This window comes from Mesorhizobium sp. M1066, from assembly GCF_040318635.1.
Taxonomy (GTDB): Bacteria; Pseudomonadota; Alphaproteobacteria; order Rhizobiales; family Rhizobiaceae; genus Mesorhizobium.
In genome coordinates, this window is the sequence record NZ_JAMYMR010000069.1 from 1 (window position 1) to 16,394 (window position 16,394).

The window sequence follows — 16,394 nt, forward strand, 5'->3', positions numbered from 1 at the left end:
CCTCCTTGCCCAGCATGAAGGTTGAATCAGATTTGCACGCCTAAGGGAATCCCAAGCCGATTCAGTCTCATTTCATCCCGCTCTAATAAAAAGCCCGCTTCGAGCGGGCTTTTATTAGAGTCAACAACTCAGCTGCGCGCTGCGCGATCCGGCGCCATGCCATAATCTTCGCTGCGCTCCACCGCGCGGTAGAAGTCGGCAAGCTGCTTGCCGCGCTCCGGCTTGAAGATGCGGCCAGCGATGACCACGGAGGCGATGCGATCGATGCGGAAGGCGCGAAAATCGTCGCGCATCTCGCACCAGGCGACCAGCGTCCACACCTTGCCCCAAAACCACAGGCCGAGCGGGCGGATATCGCGGGCGGTGCCGCGGCCGGCCTCGTCGGAATAGTCGATGGTCAGCACCTGCCGTTTTTCGACCGCGCGCTCGATCAGGTCGATCGCCTCGCGAGCAGCGTCGCTGACCACCCACATCGGTGTGTGGATCTCAGTGCGGGCGATGCGGTCTTTCTCGGCATCGGGCAATACGGCGCCGATCTTGACCAGCGCCTCGTCGGCGGCCCTCGCCATGGCGGCACCGCCAAAGGCGCGCACCATGCGGGCGCCGGCGACCAGCGCGACGATCTCGTCACGCGTGAACATCAGCGGCGGAAGGTCGAAACCCTCCCTCATCATGTAGCCAACGCCGGCCTCGCCGTCGATCGGCACTCCAGTCGACTGCAAATCGGCAATGTCGCGATAGATGGTTCGTTCGGAAACTTCGAGCCACGTGCCGAGCTTCTGGGCGGTGACCAGTCGGCCACCGCGCAGATGCTGCACGATCTGGAAGAGCCTGTCGGCGCGGCGCATCGTATGGTCCCTCGGCGTTGTCTCTATGCATGTCGCCCCAAACCGGTCCACCGTTGGGCGGCATGCATGGTGTTTTCGCGCATGCCGCTATCCCAAAACCGCAGAACACTTTTGGGCGGCATGCCTCATGGTTTCAGCCCTTCGCGCTCGCGCTGCGCGGCGACGAACTCCGCGCCGAAGGACAGTTTCTTCGTCCTCGGCGTTTCGCATCGAGCACGCGCCAGAACGGTGCCTCGTCACTCAGCGTCATGCCGCGCTGGAGGTCCTCGTTGGCGGCTTCGGCAACAGTGCGCAAATGATAGCCTATGGTGACCGGGCATGTCACTTCGGCGCCGTGCTCGACGGCAAGTGCTGTACGCAGCGCACGCACATCCATCTCGACGCCTTCGGGAATCGAGCGGATGAAATCATCGACCTGGCGCGCCGTCGGCACCAGCATAGGCTGGCCTTCGACGACATCGGCCATCGTGCGCGGCGTCGGCCTGACGCCGTTGATGCCTGGTGTGCTCAGTCTGTCGTTCCAACTCTTCATCGATCGTCCTTTCGACCGCCGATGCACGGATGTCTGAGGTTCGCACCATTGCACGCCCCTCCTGACAGCATACTGTCAGGAGGCTTCAGCATACTCCTTGGCGAACAGCGTTCGCATCTGCACGAGATCGCTGCCTCTTTCGGGGTAGAGCGTCTTCAGAAAGGCGAGCGCGAAGGTGCCCGGCGCCGAGCCTGGCGCGGAAACAATTTTGCCATCGGCCACGGCATGCGGCACATCCTGATAGAGGCTGTCGCCGGCATAGCCGACTTCATGACCATTGATCCAGTCGCGGCCATTGCTGGTGTGCCTGGCGTTCTCGAACAGGCCGGCGCGGGCCAGCGCCAGCGTTCCCGCGCAGATACCGCCGACCACGCCGCCGCGTGAGGCAACGGCATTGAGCAGATCGGCAACATCCGGGGGTGCCTTGCCGGCCCACTCATCGGAGCCGATGACGGCGATGGCGTCGAGATCGTCATTGTCATCCGCCCCGGCCGATCGATCGGGCGTCAGCCGAAAGCCGCTGATCCCGGTCACCGGGTTGCCATCAGGCGTCAGCGACACGGCACGGGCGCCGAACCATTCGACCGCCGAGGCGGCCAGCAGCCCATACTCCCAGTCGGCAAAACCTTCGATGAAAAGGAAACCGATCGTCTTTTGTTCGGGCACAAGCTCGCTCCCATCCTCACGCACCGGACCTGTTATCTGGGCGTTGACGCGCCCACATCCAATCGCCGGGTCGAAAAATTGGCTTCAATTGCCGCGAGGGCCACGGTCCGCGTACATGTCGGGCCACCCGATATCCTTGCGAATGTCCGCCGGCAGCGAGTTCATGAACCGCTGGGTGCGGATCTCGTTGCGCATCGTCCGGATCTTGCCGACATAGTGCTGCATGCCGCGCAGAATGGTGTAACCGTTCATGGCTAAGTCTCCTCTCTCTGTGTAGAGGCACTATCGCATACCCCTCCTGACAGCAGTCTGTCAGGAGGATGTCAGGGCGCGAGACAATAGTTGCGGCCGGTGCGCGCCCCGCAGGCAAGGCATCGCTTCTCGCCGCATCGAACGGTGCCTCAAGGCGGGTTTGCGACGTCCCATTGTTCATGGCGACGACGTTGCTTCGCCGTCGCTGTTCAGCTTCCGGCGACGGACTGTCGGAATACGAGGCCTTCAGCGAGGTGACCGCAGGTCTGATATGAAGGGAGAAAATTCTTCCCCAACAGCAGGGAGACGACGATGAGCTTGCAACTGACAGGTATCCACCATCTGACCGCCATCACCGCCAATGCGCCTGGCAATCTTCATTTCTACACCAAGGTGCTGGGTCTGCGGCTGGTCAAGAAGACCGTAAACCAGGACGACACCTCGGCCTACCACCTCTTCTATGCCGACGGCGAAGCGACGCCGGGCACCGACCTTACCTTCTTCGACTGGCCGGTCGGCCGCGAGCGGCGCGGCACGCACAGCATCGTGCGGACCAGCCTCAGGGTCGGCAGCCGGGAGAGCCTTGCCTGGTGGAAGCAACACTTGACCGATGAAGGCCTGGCAACAGGAGAGGTCGCCGACATCGGCGGTTATGCGTCGTTGGACTTCGAAGATCCCGAGGGCCAGCGTCTGCGCCTGGTCGGCGATGGCGGCAAGGGCGGCAGCCATCCCTGGGCGCAAAGCCCGGTACCGGTCGAGCACCAGATACGCGGGCTCGGGCCGATCGTCATCAGCGTTCCCGACATCACCAACACCGAAGCGGTGGTGACCAAAGTGATGAACATGCGCAAGGCGCGCGACTATGTCTCGCCGGAGGGGCAGGTTCACGTCTTCGAAATGGGAGAGGGCGGGCCGGCGGCGGAGCTGCATGTCCTGGTGCAGCCGGGACTGGCGCCGGCGCGGCAAGGCGCGGGTGCGGTTCACCATGTTGCCTTCAGGGCGCCGGACCAGGAGACGCTGCATCAATGGACGGCGCGGCTGGCCGAGTTCCGGCTGCCGTCGAGCGGCGAGGTCGAGCGCTATTATTTCCGTTCGCTCTACTTCCGCGAGCCGAATGGCATCCTGTTCGAGATCGCAACCGACGGGCCGGGGTTCACCGCCGACGAGCCGCTGGAAACACTGGGGGAAAGCCTCGCCTTGCCGCCATTCCTCGAACCGAAGCGGGCTTCGATCGAGGCTGGCCTCAAGCCGCTGAAGTAGATCGTTTTCCCAGTCGCAGACGGGCGCCGCGTTCCGACCTAGGATCGCGGCGTCGTTCTTTCTCAGGCAGCGAACGACGTGCTTTGACAGCCGGGTGCGTTGCTGGTCAAAGGCGGCATGACGAAATTCCTCGCCCTTGTCATCGTCGGTTTCATGGTCATTCAACTGATCAAGCCGCTTGGCTGGCCAGGCCTCAAGCGACGCGGCGATTTCTGGAAGCTGGCACTGCTCGCCATGGCCGCGATTTCACTGGCGGCCGTGCTCGGGCATTTGACGTAGGACGGCACTTGTCGTCGGTGCCCAATTGCCAAGCACCGGGCCAACCAGATGCTCGGCCCAGGCCCGGTAGCCTGCTTCCGAGGCGTGAAAGCCGTCCGAGGCAAAGCCGGCTTCCGGATTGGTGATCGGCAGGCGCGGCGCCGGCACCGCGCCGCGCTCCAGGCAAAGGCGTTCGCCCATCCGGTTCATGTCGGTGGCGCGAATCTCAAGAATTTTTCCGAGCAGCGGCGGCATGGCCGGCGCCCGGGTAAACTCCAGCACCGGCGACCATACCACGCGTGCTTCCGGCCATTTGGCGCGCAGGCCGTAGAGCAGGCCACCGAACTCCTTCTTGAAGCGCGACACGGAATGAAAATTCTTGGTGTCGTTGGTGCCGATGGCCAGCACGATATGCGTCCACGGTTCGGCCGACAGATTGGGCAGGACATGGTCGCGTATCTGGCCCGACGTTGCCGAATTGAAGCCGGCCGCCCGCCAGCGCACGGCGCGGTCTGTGCTTTGTGAAATCAGCACGGCGAGCTGCGCGGCAAGCCCGTCTTCCGAATTGCCGATGCCGACCGAAGCGGCGGAGGAATCGCCTAGCACCAGAAGCGAGATATCAGGCGCCTTGCCTGGTATTTCGTGCATGACCGGCCCTTGCGCCGGCAGCATGCGCGTGGTGCGGCGTCGCACGCCGAGGCCTTGCCAAATATAGACCGGGAAGGCGAGCCAGGTGAGTAAGGCCGGGAAGCGCATAGCAGTACCGTTAAACGATCAGCGGCAGCCTTAGCGCATGTTTTGGTCGACGGGAACGCTCTTCAATCGCAGCAACTCGCCTGCCCCGCTTGCTTGCCCTGATATTCATCGTGCAGCCGCACCCAATCCATCAGTCCATGATAGGGGCCGTTCTCGTTGCGGCCCTTCGGCGTCATGTCGAGATAGTCGTAGGCGCCGATCTGCGCCTCGCCGCCGCGGGCGCGCGACATGAAGGTGAGGAAGATGTCGCCGGTCTCGTCCCGGTAGAAAACGCTGGTGCCGGGAAGCTCCTTCGATGTCCGTGGACGGGTTTCGAAATTGTAGGTGGTGTCGCCGGCGGCGATCTGCTTGTCGGTGAAGGAGACCTGCATGTCGAAGTTGAAATCCGAGGCATAGGACGACACCCAGTCGAACTTCCAGCCCATGCGCTGCTTGTAAGGCAGAAGTTCCGCCAGTGGGGCGCGCGAAACCACGACCAGCGACACGTCGTGATGCCGCAGATGCTGATTGGCGCCGTCGATATGGTCGGCAAGGAATGAGCAGCCCTCGCAATGATTGACGCAGCCCGGCCCGAACATGAAGTGATAGACGATCAGCTGGCTGTTGCCGGCAAACAGGTCGGCCAGTCTCTTCGGCCCTTGCCCGGTCTCGAAGACATAGTCCTTCCGGATCTTCAGCCAGGGCAATTCACGCCGCTCAGCCGCGATCCGCTCGCGGAGCCGCGTCAGTTCCTTCTCGCGCTCCAGATGCGCCTTGTGCGCCTGGAACCAGTCTTCGCGCGAAACGACCTTGTTGCGATGCATGAACCTCTCCCTGAAGTGTCATTCCAAGGACGTTCGGGATGAGCACAACCCGACATCGCCCGAGAGGAAATAAGGACGGAGAGGCCCCGCCCCAAGCCCGGCAAGTCACAAACAAAAACCCGGGCGCATCGGCCCGGGTTCGAAGGAGGAAGAAAGGACTGTGGTCAGGCGGCCTGTTCCAGGCTCGCCTTCCATTTTCCGAGCGCTGCCAAATGATTCATGTGGGCGCGATGGGTGAAGGCGGCCTGACCGGCGGCAACGTTCGAGGCCTTGCCGCTCCAGGCTTTCTGTGGCGCGGCCTGCAGCGCGCGACCATAGGAGAAGGTCAGCTTCCACGGGTGCGGCCCGATGGCGTTGATGGCGTTGAGGTTGGCGGTCGCCTCTTCGTCCTCCTGGCCACCGGAAAGGAAGGCGATGCCCGGCACCGCTGCCGGCACAGTCTCATGGAACAGCTTTATAGTCTTTTCCGCGACTTCTTCAGGGCCACTCACCTTGCCTGATTTCCTGCCGGCCAGCACCATGTTCGGTTTCAGGATAGTGCCTTCCAGCACGACGCGCGCTGCATGGAGTTCGTCATAAAGTTTGATCAGCGTTGCCTTCGAGATGTCGTAGCAGGTGTCGATGTCGTGGGCGCCATCCATCAGCACCTCCGGCTCGACGATCGGCACGATGCCGGCTTCCTGGCAAAGGGCGGCATAGCGGGCGAGCGCATGGGCGTTGGAGCCGATCGAAGTGGCTGATGGCACGCCCTTGGCCTGGTCGATGTCGATCACCGCGCGCCATTTGGCGAAGCGGGCGCCGAGCTTGTAGTAGTCGGCAAGGCGCTCGCGCAGGCCATCGAGGCCTTCGGTGATGGTGTCGCCGGGAAACCTGGCCAGCGGCTTGGCGCCGGCATCGACCTTGACGCCGGGGATGGCGCCGGCCGCCTTGATGATGTCGACCAGCGGCGTGCCGTCGGCGGCCTTCTGGCGGATCGTCTCGTCATAGAGGATGACGCCGGAGATGTAGCGGGTCATTGCCTCCCTGGTGCGGAACATCATCTCGCGGTAATCGCGGCGGCTGTCGGCTGTCGATTCGACGCCAATGACGTCGAAGCGCTTCTTGATGGTGCCGGAACTTTCGTCGGCGGCCAGCAGGCCCTTGCCATCGGCGACGATCGCAGCGGCAATGTCTTCGAGACGTTCGCTCATTGTTGCTTCTCCTGAAACGGTTGTTCCGCGCTTAACGGAAGTCTACCGCCAAAGGAATGGCATCGGAAAGCTCGAATCGATTGAAAGCCTCGGGCGGCCTTGTTCGCTCTCCGAGTGTTGATCGCCTCGGAGCCTCAGCGCTTCAAGACGTCGACGCCGGGCAGCGGCTTGCCTTCCATCCATTCCAGGAAAGCGCCGCCGGCGGTCGAGACATAGGTGAAGTCCTCGGCGACGCCGGCATGGTTGAGCGCCGCCACCGTATCGCCACCGCCGGCGACCGAGACCAGCTTGCCGGCCTTGGTGCGCGACGCCGCGTGCTTGGCAGCTGCCACCGTCGCATGATCGAAGGGCGCGATCTCGAAGGCGCCGAGCGGGCCGTTCCAGACCAGTGTCGCGGCGCGGTCGATCCATTCGCCGATGGCCGTCACGGTTTTGGCGCCGACATCGAGGATCATGCCGTCGGCCGGCACGTCCGATATGGCGACGGTCTCGCATTCCGCGCCAGCCTTGAACTCCCTGGCGACGACGCCGTCGACCGGCAGGATGATGGCGCAGCCGGCCTCGGCCGCCTCGATCATGATCTGCTTGGCGGTCGCGGCGAGATCATGCTCGCACAGCGATTTGCCGACATTGGTGCCACGCGCGGCGAGAAAGGTGTTGGCCATGCCGCCACCGATGACGAGGGCATCAACCTTCTTCACCAGGTTCATCAACAGATCGATCTTGGTCGAGACCTTGGCGCCGCCGACAATGGCGACGACCGGACGAACCGGTTTTCCCAGACCTTTCTCCAGAGCTTCGAGCTCGGCCTGCATCGTGCGGCCGGCAAAGGCCGGCAACAGATGCGCCAGCCCCTCCGTCGAAGAATGCGCGCGGTGCGCGGCCGAGAAGGCGTCGTTGACGAAGATATCGCCATTGGCGGCGAGTTTTTCCGTGAAGGCCGGCTCGTTCTTCTCCTCGGCCTTGTAGAAGCGGGTGTTTTCGAGCAGCAGCACGTCGCCCTTGTTCATGGCGGCGACAGCGCTTCCGGCCGTGTCGCCGACGCAATCTGAGGCGAAACCGACGGGACGGCCGAGCACGTCGGCTGTCGCCCTGGCGATAGGCTCCAGCGAGAATTCGGGCGAGGGGCCATCCTTGGGCCGGCCGAAATGGGCGAGCAGGATGACCTTGGCACCCTTGCCGGACAGTTCGGCGATGGTCGGCGCGATGCGTTCGATGCGGGTGGCATCGGTGACTTTGCCCTCAGTGACAGGCACGTTGAGGTCGACGCGCACCAGCACGCGCTTGCCGCTGATGTTGCCGATATCGTCGAGTGTCTTGAAGGCGGCCATGCGGGTTCCTTTCGCGAAAAACCGGGGGACCATACCCCGCATCGGTGACGATGCAAGGCTTAGGGCGCGCTCGAACCGAAATTTTGAAGTGGGTACGATCTTGCGCCGGCGGGGCGGATGAATGGCAGCGCTCAATAGCGGTTTTGTCAGCTTTCGGTTGCTGCCTTTTCCGGCGCTGGCTCCGGGGCCGGCTTTTCGTCCGCCCGCGCCTCGGTCTCCTGCGTCTCGGTCGGCTTGCGCCAGTTGCGGATGAAGGCGGAAAGACGGTCGCCGATTTCGCCGGCGCTGAGGAAGACCGGCACCCGCGCCACCGGCGCGGTCGGCTCGAAAGACAGACCGAGGCCTATGATCTTGCCCTTGTCGTCGACGTCGCGGACGATCAGTTCTATCGGGCCGAGCAGGACGCGGTCGGCATATTCGGCATGGCCGCCGAGCCGCGCCGTGACCAGCGCGCCAACGGTGAGCTTTTGCTCCGCTTCGGTCAGGCCCGGCGTATAGGCCGCTTCCAGTTCGGCGGCTGAGCGCGCGGGATCGACGGCGAAGGCACCGAAGAAATCGGCGTCCTCGGGATCGACCACGGCACGGCTGGCGAACAGCTTGTCGAGCAGGCGCGGATAGCGGTCCGGCACGAAAATGTAGACCTGGTCGCCGGCGGCGAGCCGGCCCATATCCTGGAAGCGCATCGAGCGGCCGTCGCGCAACACCAGCGAGGGCCGTGCCCAGCGCGGGATGCGCTCGCCGCGCGCCACCGGGCTGCCGTGTGCGACGCGATAGGCGAGAAGCTCGTGATGGGCCGAGCCCGGCAGTTCCAGCTCGACCTTGTCCAGCGGTCCGAGCCGTGCCGGCACGATCAGGCCGAGGCGGCGCGCCAGCGGTCCGACCGTCCAGCCCTGGATGACCAGCGATACGAGCACGATGATGAAGGCGGTGTTGAAGATGACACGGCCGTTTTCCAGGCCGCCGAGCAGCGGGGTGATGGCGAGCAGGATCGACACCGCGCCGCGCAGGCCGACCCACGAGATGAAGGCGACTTCGGGGCGCGGCAGACGGAACGGGATCAGGCAGAGCCAGACGGCGACTGGCCGCGCCACGAACATCAGGAATAGGCCGAGCAGCACCGCCGGCACCATGATCGCCGGGAACTGCGACGGCGTCGCGAACAGGCCGAGGATGAGGAACATGATGATCTGGGCCAGCCACGACATGCCGTCCTGGAAGCGCTTGAGGATGGTGACGGCTCGGATGTCGGAATTGCCGGCGATAAGGCCGGCGATATACACCGCCAGGAAGCCTGAGCCGCCAATGGCGCCGGCTGCTGCAAACACCATCAGCGACAAGGTCAAAACGAAGATCGGCAGCAGGCCGTGGTCGAGATTGAGCCGGTCGACGAGGCGCACGATGGCGAGACCGCCCAGCACGCCTACGATTGCACCGAGGCCCATATTGAGAAGGAAGCCGAGAAACAGGCTGGTGACCAGAACATTGGTCTCGGGGTTGGCGTGGGCGGCGATGATCTCTACCAGCGTGATGGTCAGGAAGATGGCGATCGGGTCGTTGGTGCCGGATTCCACCTCCAGCGTCGAGCGCACGCGTTCGCGCAGATTGATCTCGCCGGCTCGCAACAGGAAGAACACGGCCGCCGCATCTGTGGAGGCGACGGCAGCCCCGAGCAGGAAGGATTCCAGCCAGGTGAGATCGAGCAGATAATGGGCGGCGACGCCGAACAGGCCGGTGGTGACAAGCACGCCGAAGGTCGCCAGCGACAAAGCCGGGCCTGCAGCCTGCCGCAAGGCGTTGAGCGGCGTGCCGAAACCGGAATCGAACAGGATGACGGCCAGCGCCAGTGAGCCGGCAAAATAAGCGATGCGGGCGTTGTCGAACTGGATGCCGAGTCCGTCGGTGCCGGTGGCGAGGCCAATGCAGAGAAACAGGAGCAGAAGAGGGGCGCCGAAGCGGAAGGCGATCAGGCTCGAAAACGCGGCGGCGACGACAAGCGCTGTGCCGACCAGCGTGACGAGATAGATCGCATGCTCCATCCTGAAATCAGCCCCTCAAATTCGTCTGTCTCCTGCTTTGCGAGAGAGTGGGGCGAAGACGTGACCAGTGCAAGGCGGCAGGGTGGCTTTTTGGCCTATGCCGCTGATTTTTGGATGTTTTGGCGTCCAGGACACAATTTGGAAAGGCGCAAGCTGCGCTCGTGAAAAACGCCCGGGCAAAGCCGGGCGTTCCAGGTCTCGAAAAGAGAGCTTTGCGATCAGGCGATGGTGTTGCCGAAGGCAACCGATGTGTCGCCCATGCGGTTGGAGAAACCCCATTCATTGTCGTACCAGGACAGCACCGACACGAAGTTGCCGTCCATCACCTTGGTCTGGTCGAGCGCCATGATCGAAGAGCGCGGATCGTGGTTGAAGTCGATCGACACATTCGGGTGATGGGTGACGCCGAGAATGCCCTTCAGCTTGCCGTTGGAGGCGGCGATCACCGCTTCGTTGATCTCCTGCACCGTGGTCGAACGCTTGGCGATGAACTTGAAGTCGACGACCGAGACGTTCGGGGTCGGCACGCGGATCGAGATGCCGTCGAGCTTGCCCTTGAGGTCGGGCAGCACCAGCCCGATGGCCTTGGCGGCACCGGTCGAGGTCGGGATCTGCGACAGGGCGGCGGCACGGGCGCGGTAGAGATCCTTGTGCATGGTGTCCAGCGTCGGCTGGTCGCCGGTGTAGGAATGGATCGTCGTCATCATGCCCTTTTCGATGCCGACCGTCTCGTGCAGCACGGCTGCCAGCGGCGCCAGGCAGTTGGTGGTGCAGGAGGCATTCGAGATGACGATGTGGTCCTTGGTCAGTTGGTCGTGGTTGATGCCGTAGACAACGGTAAGGTCGGCGCCTTCGGCCGGAGCCGAGACGATGACGCGCTTGGCGCCAGCGGTCAGATGGGCGGCAGCCTTGTCACGGGCGGTGAAGATGCCGGTGCATTCAAGCGCGATGTCGATGCCGAGTTCTTTCCACGGCAGCTGCGTCGGATCCTTGATGGCGGTGACCTTGAACGTCTCCTTGCCGACGGTAATCTGGTCGCCGGACACCGAGACTTCATGCGGGAAACGGCCGTGCACGCTGTCGTAGCGCAAGAGGTGCGCGTTGGTCTCGACCGGGCCGAGGTCGTTGACGGCGACGACGTCGATGTCCTTGCGGCCGGATTCATGGATGGCGCGCAGGATGTTGCGGCCGATGCGGCCGAATCCGTTGATGGCAACTCTGACGGTCATAATTCTCTCCCTGGGAGTTGGAGGGCGGATGAGGAGTCCGCAGTTTCATAGCTGTGGAAGCAGAAAGAATCCAGCCGCAGTGGCGTGGATTTAAATCGATTAAGTTGGGCCGGCCCGGCGAGACCGCCTTACGCGATTTCGCCGAACCTTGAACCTATTTGGTATGCAGGCGGGCTTCCGCCGCCTTGGCCGCGGCTTCGGCGGTAATGCCGAAATGCGGATAGAGTTGCTCGATCGTGCCCGAGGCGCCGAAGCCTGTCATGCCGACGAAGATGCCGTCGGAGCCGATCAGATGATCCCAGCCCTGGCGTATGCCGGCTTCGATCGCCATCTTGATTGGCGCGTTGCCGATCGTTTTCTTGCGGTAGTCGTCGCTCTGCTGGTCGAACAGTTCGAAGCAGGGCACCGAGACGACGCGGGTCGGATGGCCGTGCTTTTCCAGCAGGTCGCGGGCGCCGAGTGCGATCTCGACCTCGGAGCCGGTGGCGAAGATCGTCACCGCTGCCTCGCCGCTGGCGGCAGCCAGCTCATAGGCACCCTGGCTGCTCAAGTTCTTGGCAACGAATTCGTTGCGTACCGTCGGCAGGTTCTGGCGTGTCAGCGCCAGCGTCGACGGCGTCTTTTCCGACTCGAGGGCGATCTGCCAGCATTCGGCGGTTTCCACAGCGTCGGCCGGGCGGAAGACATTGTGGTTGGGAATGGCGCGCAATGCGGCCAGATGCTCGACCGGCTGGTGGGTCGGGCCGTCTTCGCCCAGACCGATGGAATCATGGGTCATGACGAAGATCGAGCGGATGCCCATCAGTGAGGCCAGCCGCATCGACGGCCGGGCATAGTCGGAGAAGCACATGAAGGTGCCGCCATAGGCGATGAGGCCGCCATGCAGCGTCAGGCCGTTGATCGCAGCCGCCATGCCATGCTCGCGGATACCGTAGTGGACATAGCGCTGGCCATAGTCGTCCGACGTGATGTTCTTGGTCTGGCTGGTCTTGGTGTTGTTGGAGCCGGTCAGGTCGGCGGAGCCGCCGATGGTCTCGGGCACGGCGCCGTTGATGACTTCCAGCGCCATCTCGGAAGACTTGCGGGTGGCGACCTTCGGCTTGTCGGCCGACAGCTTCTTCTTGTAATCAGCGATGATGGCGTCGAAATTGGACGGCAGCTTGCCAGCGGTCCGGCGCTCGAACTCGGCCTTCAGCTTGGCATCGGCCTTGGCCAGGCGGCCTTCCCAGTCTGTACGCGCCTTGACGCCGGCCTTGCCGGCGGTGCGCCAGGCGTCAAGGATGTCGGCTGGAATCTCGAAGGGCGGCGAATCCCAGTTGAAGAACTTGCGCGCGCCGGCGATTTCGTCGGCGCCCAGGGGGGAGCCGTGCGCCTTGTTGGTGCCAGCCTTGGTTGGCGCGCCGAAGCCGATGGTCGTCTTGCAGGCGATCATCGTCGGCTTGTCGGAATGGCGGGCAGCTTCGATGGCATAAGCGATGGCTTCCGGATCGGTGCCGTCGATGTGGCTGGCATTCCAGCCGGAGGCCTGGAAGCGGGCGACCTGATCGGTGTTGTCGGACAGCGAGACCGGGCCGTCGATCGAGATGTCGTTGTTGTCCCAGAAGACGATCAGCTTGTTGAGCTTGAGATGGCCGGCAAGCGCGATGGCTTCCTGGGACACACCTTCCATCAGGCAGCCGTCGCCGGCCAGCACATAGGTGTAATGATCGACGAGATCGTTGCCGAAGGCGGCGTTCATGATGCGCTCGCCGAGCGCGAAGCCGACCGAATTGGCGAGACCCTGGCCGAGCGGGCCCGTCGTCGTCTCTATGCCGGCGGCATGGCCGTATTCGGGATGGCCGGCGGTCTTCGAACCCAACTGACGGAAGTGCTTGATCTGGTCGAGGGTCATGTCTTCGTAGCCGGTCAGATGCAGCAGCGAATAGAGCAGCATTGAGCCATGGCCGGCCGACAGGATGAAACGGTCGCGGTCGGCCCAGTGCGGGGCCTTGGGATCATATTTCAGGAAGCGCGTGAACAGCACCGTGGCGATATCGGCGCAGCCCATGGGCAGGCCTGGATGGCCGGAATTTGCTTTCTCGACGGCGTCCATGGAGAGAAAGCGGATCGCATTGGCCATCCGGTCATGTTGTTCACGCGACGTCATGGTTCCTCCAGAAGTGGGGGTTTGGGGGCTTGGGAGAGCCCTTGAAAAGGGTGCGCGACACATAGCAGGCGCGGGCTTTTAGTCAACAAATCGGGTGCACATTTGCCGGTCTTGTGATGCCGGCGGCGGACCTACATTAGCGTTAGCGGGGGACAGTCGCGAGAGCTTTGTTGACGTTGCCTTCACCCGGTGCCTAATGTTTCAGGGATAACGCGTTCTGAACGTGAACGATTCGGTGATGGGCAGGGCACAGGACGAAGGCCATGACCGGGGAAGCCACACTCAAGGAAGTCATCGCGAGGCTGGGCAAGGCCATCGAGGGGCTGGAAAACGCCGTCGCGGCCAAGCTCGAGCATGAACGCGACTACTCCGAAGCCGAGGCCGAGGTGCAGCGGATGAATGCCGACCGCTCGCGGCTGGCGCAGGAACTCGATAATTCCGAAGCGCGCGCCGAACGGCTGGAAGATGCCAACAAGGAAGTCTCGCGACGTTTGGTGACTGCCATGGAAACCATCCGCGCCGTGTTGGACAGATAGGAGCTGGCCCGATGGCACAGGTCACGGTTTCAATCGACGGCAAGCAGTATCGCATGGCCTGCGACGAGGGCCAGGAAGAGCATCTGATCGACCTTGCCGAACGCTTCGACCGCTATGTTTCGCACCTGAAGGACTCGTTCGGCGAGATCGGCGATCAGCGGCTGACCGTGATGGCCGGCATCATGGTGATGGATGAACTCTCGGAGTTGCAGAAACGCGTCAAGGGCATGGAAAGCGAAGTGCTGACCCTGCGCAAGACCCGGGACGAGGCTCTGACCAAGGCCGACAAAAGCGATAGCGTGCTGACCAACGCGCTCGGCGCGCTGGCACAGCGCATGGAAGACCTGACTGTGACGCTGGCGGTCAACAAAACCTGAGGCAGGAACCTTTCCTGTCCAGCCCAACAGGCTCTCATACGCGCGCAGCGTATTCGGCAGCATAAAAATGCTCGCCTGCCGCCCACAAGAGTTTCATATTATCTTGCAGCCACGATTTTTGCGCTAAGATGCAACGATGCCGGGCGGGACAGCTTGATGTCGGCGTGATTGCCGCGTGCTTGTTCCTCGCTGCCGACGGTTCCGTTTACAGGGGAGATGTACCATGAGCCTTCGTATCAACGACATTGCGCCGGATTTTACCGCCGAGACCACGCAAGGGAGGATCAAATTCCATGACTGGATCGGTGACGGTTGGGCGATCCTGTTCAGTCACCCGAAGAATTTCACGCCGGTTTGCACGACCGAGCTTGGCACGATGGCCGGGCTGGAAGGCGAGTTCAACAAGCGCAACGTCAAGATCATCGGCATTTCGGTCGATCCGGTCGAAAGCCACGGCAAGTGGCAGGACGACATCAAGACGGCGACCGGTCATTCGGTGAACTACCCGCTGATCGGCGACAAGGACCTCAAGGTCGCCAAGCTCTACGACATGCTGCCGGGCGGTGCCGGCGAGACGTCGGAAGGCCGCACGCCGGCCGACAATGCCACGGTGCGCTCGGTCTATGTCATCGGACCGGACAAGAAGATCAAGCTGGTGCTGACCTACCCGATGACCACGGGCCGCAACTTCGACGAGATCCTGCGTGCGGTTGATTCCATGCAGCTGACCGCCAAGCATCAGGTGGCGACGCCGGCAAACTGGAAGCAGGGCGAGGACGTCATCATCACCGCAGCCGTCTCCGACGAGGACGCGATCAAGCGCTTCGGCGCTTATGAGACCATTCTGCCGTATCTGCGGAAGACCAAGCAGCCATCTGCCTGACCGTCCTCGGAACAGTTTTTGGCTTTCCCGTCGCCGCGAGCGAAATGATACTTGACTAGCTCACCCGAGCGGACAACCATGCTCCTCTCGGGTGTCGCCAGAGAAAATCATTCCTGACGACCGAGGGTTGGGGAAGCCGGAATTGGACGTAGCTTTGGCCAGGCCGCAGGTCAGCGGCTTCTATGACAAGCCGACCGGGGCCATTCAGTATGTCGTCGCCGACCGGGCGACGAAACGCTGCGCCATCATCGATCCGATCCTCGATTTCGATGAGAAATCCGGCGCCACGGCAACGACGAATGCCGACGCCTTGCTCGACTTCGTCAGCGAGCAGGGGCTGAGTGTCGAATGGATCCTCGATACCCATCCGCATGCCGACCATTTTTCGGCGGCGCATTACCTGAGAGAGAAGACGGGCGCGCCGACAGCGATCGGCGACAGGGTCGTCGACGTCCAGAATTTGTGGAAGGCGATCTACAACTGGCCGGATTTTCCCGCCGACGGTTCGCAGTGGGACAGGCTGTTTGGTGAAGGCGAAACCTTCAAGGTCGGCACGCTTCCGGTCAAGGTGCTGTTCTCGCCTGGCCATACGCTGGCCTCGATCACCTATGTCATCGGCGATGCCGCCTTCGTCCACGACACGCTGTTCATGCCCGACAGCGGCACAGCGAGGACTGACTTTCCCGGCGGCAGTGCCGCGCGGCTCTGGCGCTCGATCCAGGACATACTGGCGTTGCCGGACGAGACGCGGGTGTTCGTCGGCCATGACTATCAGGCCGGCGGCCGCGAACCTTTGTGGGAAAGCACGGTCGCCATACAGAAGGCAACCAACACCCATCTTGCCGCCGCCCGCAGCGAGGCCGAGTTCGTCGCCTTGCGCGAGGCGCGCGACAGGACGCTGCCGATGCCAAGGCTGATCCTGCATGCGCTGCAGGTCAACATGAATGGCGGGAGGCTGCCCGAACCCGAAGCCAATGGCCGGCGGTACCTGAAATTTCCGCTGGACGGGCTGTGAGGGGGCTTTGCCGGCCCGGCGCCTTTCAGAACCTGGGTTCCTCGCCCCACGTAGTGGGGAGAGGTGGCTCGGCGTAGCCGAGACGGAGAGGGGAGCGACGTCCCCGAAGCCAAAGCCGGCTCGAGACAAGGCACATGGCGAGAAGCAGGCTTGGGAACCAATGAACGAGCGAACCCCAACCGCTGCGCTGCCCCCTCTCCGTCTCGGGCTTCGCCCGAGCCACCTTGTATCTACACGAGAGAGATTTCGTGGGATTAGAGCGATTGAGCCAAGGTC

General features: G+C 63.0%; 17 protein-coding genes. 6 read left to right on the plus strand and 11 right to left on the minus strand.

What is annotated here, in order from left to right; all coding sequences use genetic code 11:
• Positions 1-128: 128 nt before the first annotated feature.
• From NKH52_RS33975 to NKH52_RS33990, 4 genes are all read right to left on the minus strand, one after another.
• Entirely contained in the window at positions 129-848 is a 720-nt protein-coding gene (locus NKH52_RS33975) for a helix-turn-helix transcriptional regulator (protein ID WP_013529238.1), read from the minus strand.
• 133 nt (positions 849-981) lie between these two features.
• Positions 982-1,380 carry a hypothetical protein gene (locus NKH52_RS33980; RefSeq protein ID WP_352736668.1) on the minus strand — a complete coding sequence of 133 codons (399 nt, stop codon included), beginning with the start codon at positions 1,378-1,380 and terminating at the stop codon, positions 982-984.
• A 75-nt stretch (positions 1,381-1,455) separates the two neighbouring features.
• The gene (locus tag NKH52_RS33985) at positions 1,456-2,046 is read right to left on the minus strand and encodes a DJ-1/PfpI family protein (protein ID WP_352736667.1); all 591 of its coding nucleotides are present in this window, start codon (positions 2,044-2,046) and stop codon (positions 1,456-1,458) included.
• Between the two features lie 84 nt (positions 2,047-2,130).
• Entirely contained in the window at positions 2,131-2,298 is a 168-nt protein-coding gene (locus NKH52_RS33990) for a hypothetical protein (protein WP_013529241.1), read from the minus strand.
• Between the two features lie 312 nt (positions 2,299-2,610).
• On the opposite strand from NKH52_RS33990, the gene NKH52_RS33995 reads away from it, so the two are divergent.
• The gene (locus NKH52_RS33995; RefSeq protein WP_352736666.1) at positions 2,611-3,558 is read left to right on the plus strand and encodes a ring-cleaving dioxygenase; all 948 of its coding nucleotides are present in this window, start codon (positions 2,611-2,613) and stop codon (positions 3,556-3,558) included.
• Positions 3,559-3,675: 117 nt separating this feature from the next.
• Entirely contained in the window at positions 3,676-3,837 is a 162-nt protein-coding gene (locus NKH52_RS34000) for a hypothetical protein (protein WP_023810961.1), read from the plus strand.
• Here NKH52_RS34000 and NKH52_RS34005 read toward each other — a convergent pair.
• The 7 genes from NKH52_RS34005 to tkt form a co-directional block, all read right to left on the minus strand.
• Positions 3,805-4,572 carry an SGNH/GDSL hydrolase family protein gene (locus NKH52_RS34005; RefSeq protein WP_352736664.1) on the minus strand — a complete coding sequence of 256 codons (768 nt, stop codon included), beginning with the start codon at positions 4,570-4,572 and terminating at the stop codon, positions 3,805-3,807. The genes NKH52_RS34000 and NKH52_RS34005 overlap by 33 nt on opposite strands.
• A 62-nt stretch (positions 4,573-4,634) precedes the next feature.
• On the minus strand, positions 4,635-5,375 hold the full coding sequence (locus tag NKH52_RS34010; RefSeq protein ID WP_352736662.1) for a DUF899 domain-containing protein: 741 nt from the start codon (positions 5,373-5,375) through the stop codon (positions 4,635-4,637).
• 164 nt (positions 5,376-5,539) lie between these two features.
• The gene (locus NKH52_RS34015) at positions 5,540-6,565 is read right to left on the minus strand and encodes a class I fructose-bisphosphate aldolase (RefSeq protein ID WP_352736660.1); all 1,026 of its coding nucleotides are present in this window, start codon (positions 6,563-6,565) and stop codon (positions 5,540-5,542) included.
• A 134-nt stretch (positions 6,566-6,699) separates the two neighbouring features.
• Complete coding sequence (locus tag NKH52_RS34020) at positions 6,700-7,896, minus strand: phosphoglycerate kinase (protein WP_352736658.1); 1,197 nt, start codon at positions 7,894-7,896, stop codon at positions 6,700-6,702.
• Between the two features lie 146 nt (positions 7,897-8,042).
• Entirely contained in the window at positions 8,043-9,932 is a 1,890-nt protein-coding gene (locus tag NKH52_RS34025; RefSeq protein WP_023810966.1) for a potassium/proton antiporter, read from the minus strand.
• Positions 9,933-10,150: 218 nt separating this feature from the next.
• Positions 10,151-11,161 (minus strand): type I glyceraldehyde-3-phosphate dehydrogenase, encoded by a 1,011-nt coding sequence (gene gap, locus NKH52_RS34030; RefSeq protein WP_352736656.1) that lies wholly within the window; start codon positions 11,159-11,161, stop codon positions 10,151-10,153.
• A gap of 154 nt (positions 11,162-11,315) precedes the next feature.
• Positions 11,316-13,307 (minus strand): transketolase, encoded by a 1,992-nt coding sequence (gene tkt / locus NKH52_RS34035; protein ID WP_352736654.1) that lies wholly within the window; start codon positions 13,305-13,307, stop codon positions 11,316-11,318.
• Between the two features lie 263 nt (positions 13,308-13,570).
• Here tkt and NKH52_RS34040 point away from each other — a divergent pair, with 263 nt between their 5' ends.
• The 4 genes from NKH52_RS34040 (at position 13,571) to NKH52_RS34055 (ending at position 16,118) form a co-directional block, all read left to right on the plus strand.
• Complete coding sequence (locus NKH52_RS34040; protein ID WP_013529251.1) at positions 13,571-13,843, plus strand: DUF4164 domain-containing protein; 273 nt, start codon at positions 13,571-13,573, stop codon at positions 13,841-13,843.
• 11 nt (positions 13,844-13,854) lie between these two features.
• A complete protein-coding gene (locus NKH52_RS34045) occupies positions 13,855-14,220 on the plus strand; it encodes a cell division protein ZapA (protein ID WP_352677396.1) in 366 nt (121 codons plus the stop codon).
• A 223-nt stretch (positions 14,221-14,443) separates the two neighbouring features.
• On the plus strand, positions 14,444-15,103 hold the full coding sequence (locus NKH52_RS34050; protein ID WP_352736652.1) for a peroxiredoxin: 660 nt from the start codon (positions 14,444-14,446) through the stop codon (positions 15,101-15,103).
• A gap of 142 nt (positions 15,104-15,245) precedes the next feature.
• Complete coding sequence (locus tag NKH52_RS34055; protein ID WP_352736650.1) at positions 15,246-16,118, plus strand: MBL fold metallo-hydrolase; 873 nt, start codon at positions 15,246-15,248, stop codon at positions 16,116-16,118.
• Positions 16,119-16,394 lie beyond the last annotated feature (276 nt).

Bases quoted from the DNA above. Each gene is read 5' to 3' on its own strand.
- NKH52_RS33975 (WP_013529238.1), bottom strand. From the start codon at position 848: ATGCGCCGCGCCGACAGGCTCTTCCAGATCGTGCAGCATCTGCGCGGT.
- NKH52_RS33980 (WP_352736668.1), bottom strand. From the start codon at position 1,380: ATGAAGAGTTGGAACGACAGACTGAGCACACCAGGCATCAACGGCGTC.
- NKH52_RS33990 (WP_013529241.1), bottom strand. From the start codon at position 2,298: ATGAACGGTTACACCATTCTGCGCGGCATGCAGCACTATGTCGGCAAG.
- NKH52_RS33995 (WP_352736666.1), top strand. From the start codon at position 2,611: ATGAGCTTGCAACTGACAGGTATCCACCATCTGACCGCCATCACCGCC.
- NKH52_RS34000 (WP_023810961.1), top strand. From the start codon at position 3,676: ATGACGAAATTCCTCGCCCTTGTCATCGTCGGTTTCATGGTCATTCAA.
- NKH52_RS34005 (WP_352736664.1), bottom strand. From the start codon at position 4,572: ATGCGCTTCCCGGCCTTACTCACCTGGCTCGCCTTCCCGGTCTATATT.
- NKH52_RS34010 (WP_352736662.1), bottom strand. From the start codon at position 5,375: ATGCATCGCAACAAGGTCGTTTCGCGCGAAGACTGGTTCCAGGCGCAC.
- NKH52_RS34015 (WP_352736660.1), bottom strand. From the start codon at position 6,565: ATGAGCGAACGTCTCGAAGACATTGCCGCTGCGATCGTCGCCGATGGC.
- NKH52_RS34020 (WP_352736658.1), bottom strand. From the start codon at position 7,896: ATGGCCGCCTTCAAGACACTCGACGATATCGGCAACATCAGCGGCAAG.
- NKH52_RS34025 (WP_023810966.1), bottom strand. From the start codon at position 9,932: ATGGAGCATGCGATCTATCTCGTCACGCTGGTCGGCACAGCGCTTGTC.
- gap (WP_352736656.1), bottom strand. From the start codon at position 11,161: ATGACCGTCAGAGTTGCCATCAACGGATTCGGCCGCATCGGCCGCAAC.
- tkt (WP_352736654.1), bottom strand. From the start codon at position 13,307: ATGACGTCGCGTGAACAACATGACCGGATGGCCAATGCGATCCGCTTT.
- NKH52_RS34040 (WP_013529251.1), top strand. From the start codon at position 13,571: ATGACCGGGGAAGCCACACTCAAGGAAGTCATCGCGAGGCTGGGCAAG.
- NKH52_RS34045 (WP_352677396.1), top strand. From the start codon at position 13,855: ATGGCACAGGTCACGGTTTCAATCGACGGCAAGCAGTATCGCATGGCC.
- NKH52_RS34050 (WP_352736652.1), top strand. From the start codon at position 14,444: ATGAGCCTTCGTATCAACGACATTGCGCCGGATTTTACCGCCGAGACC.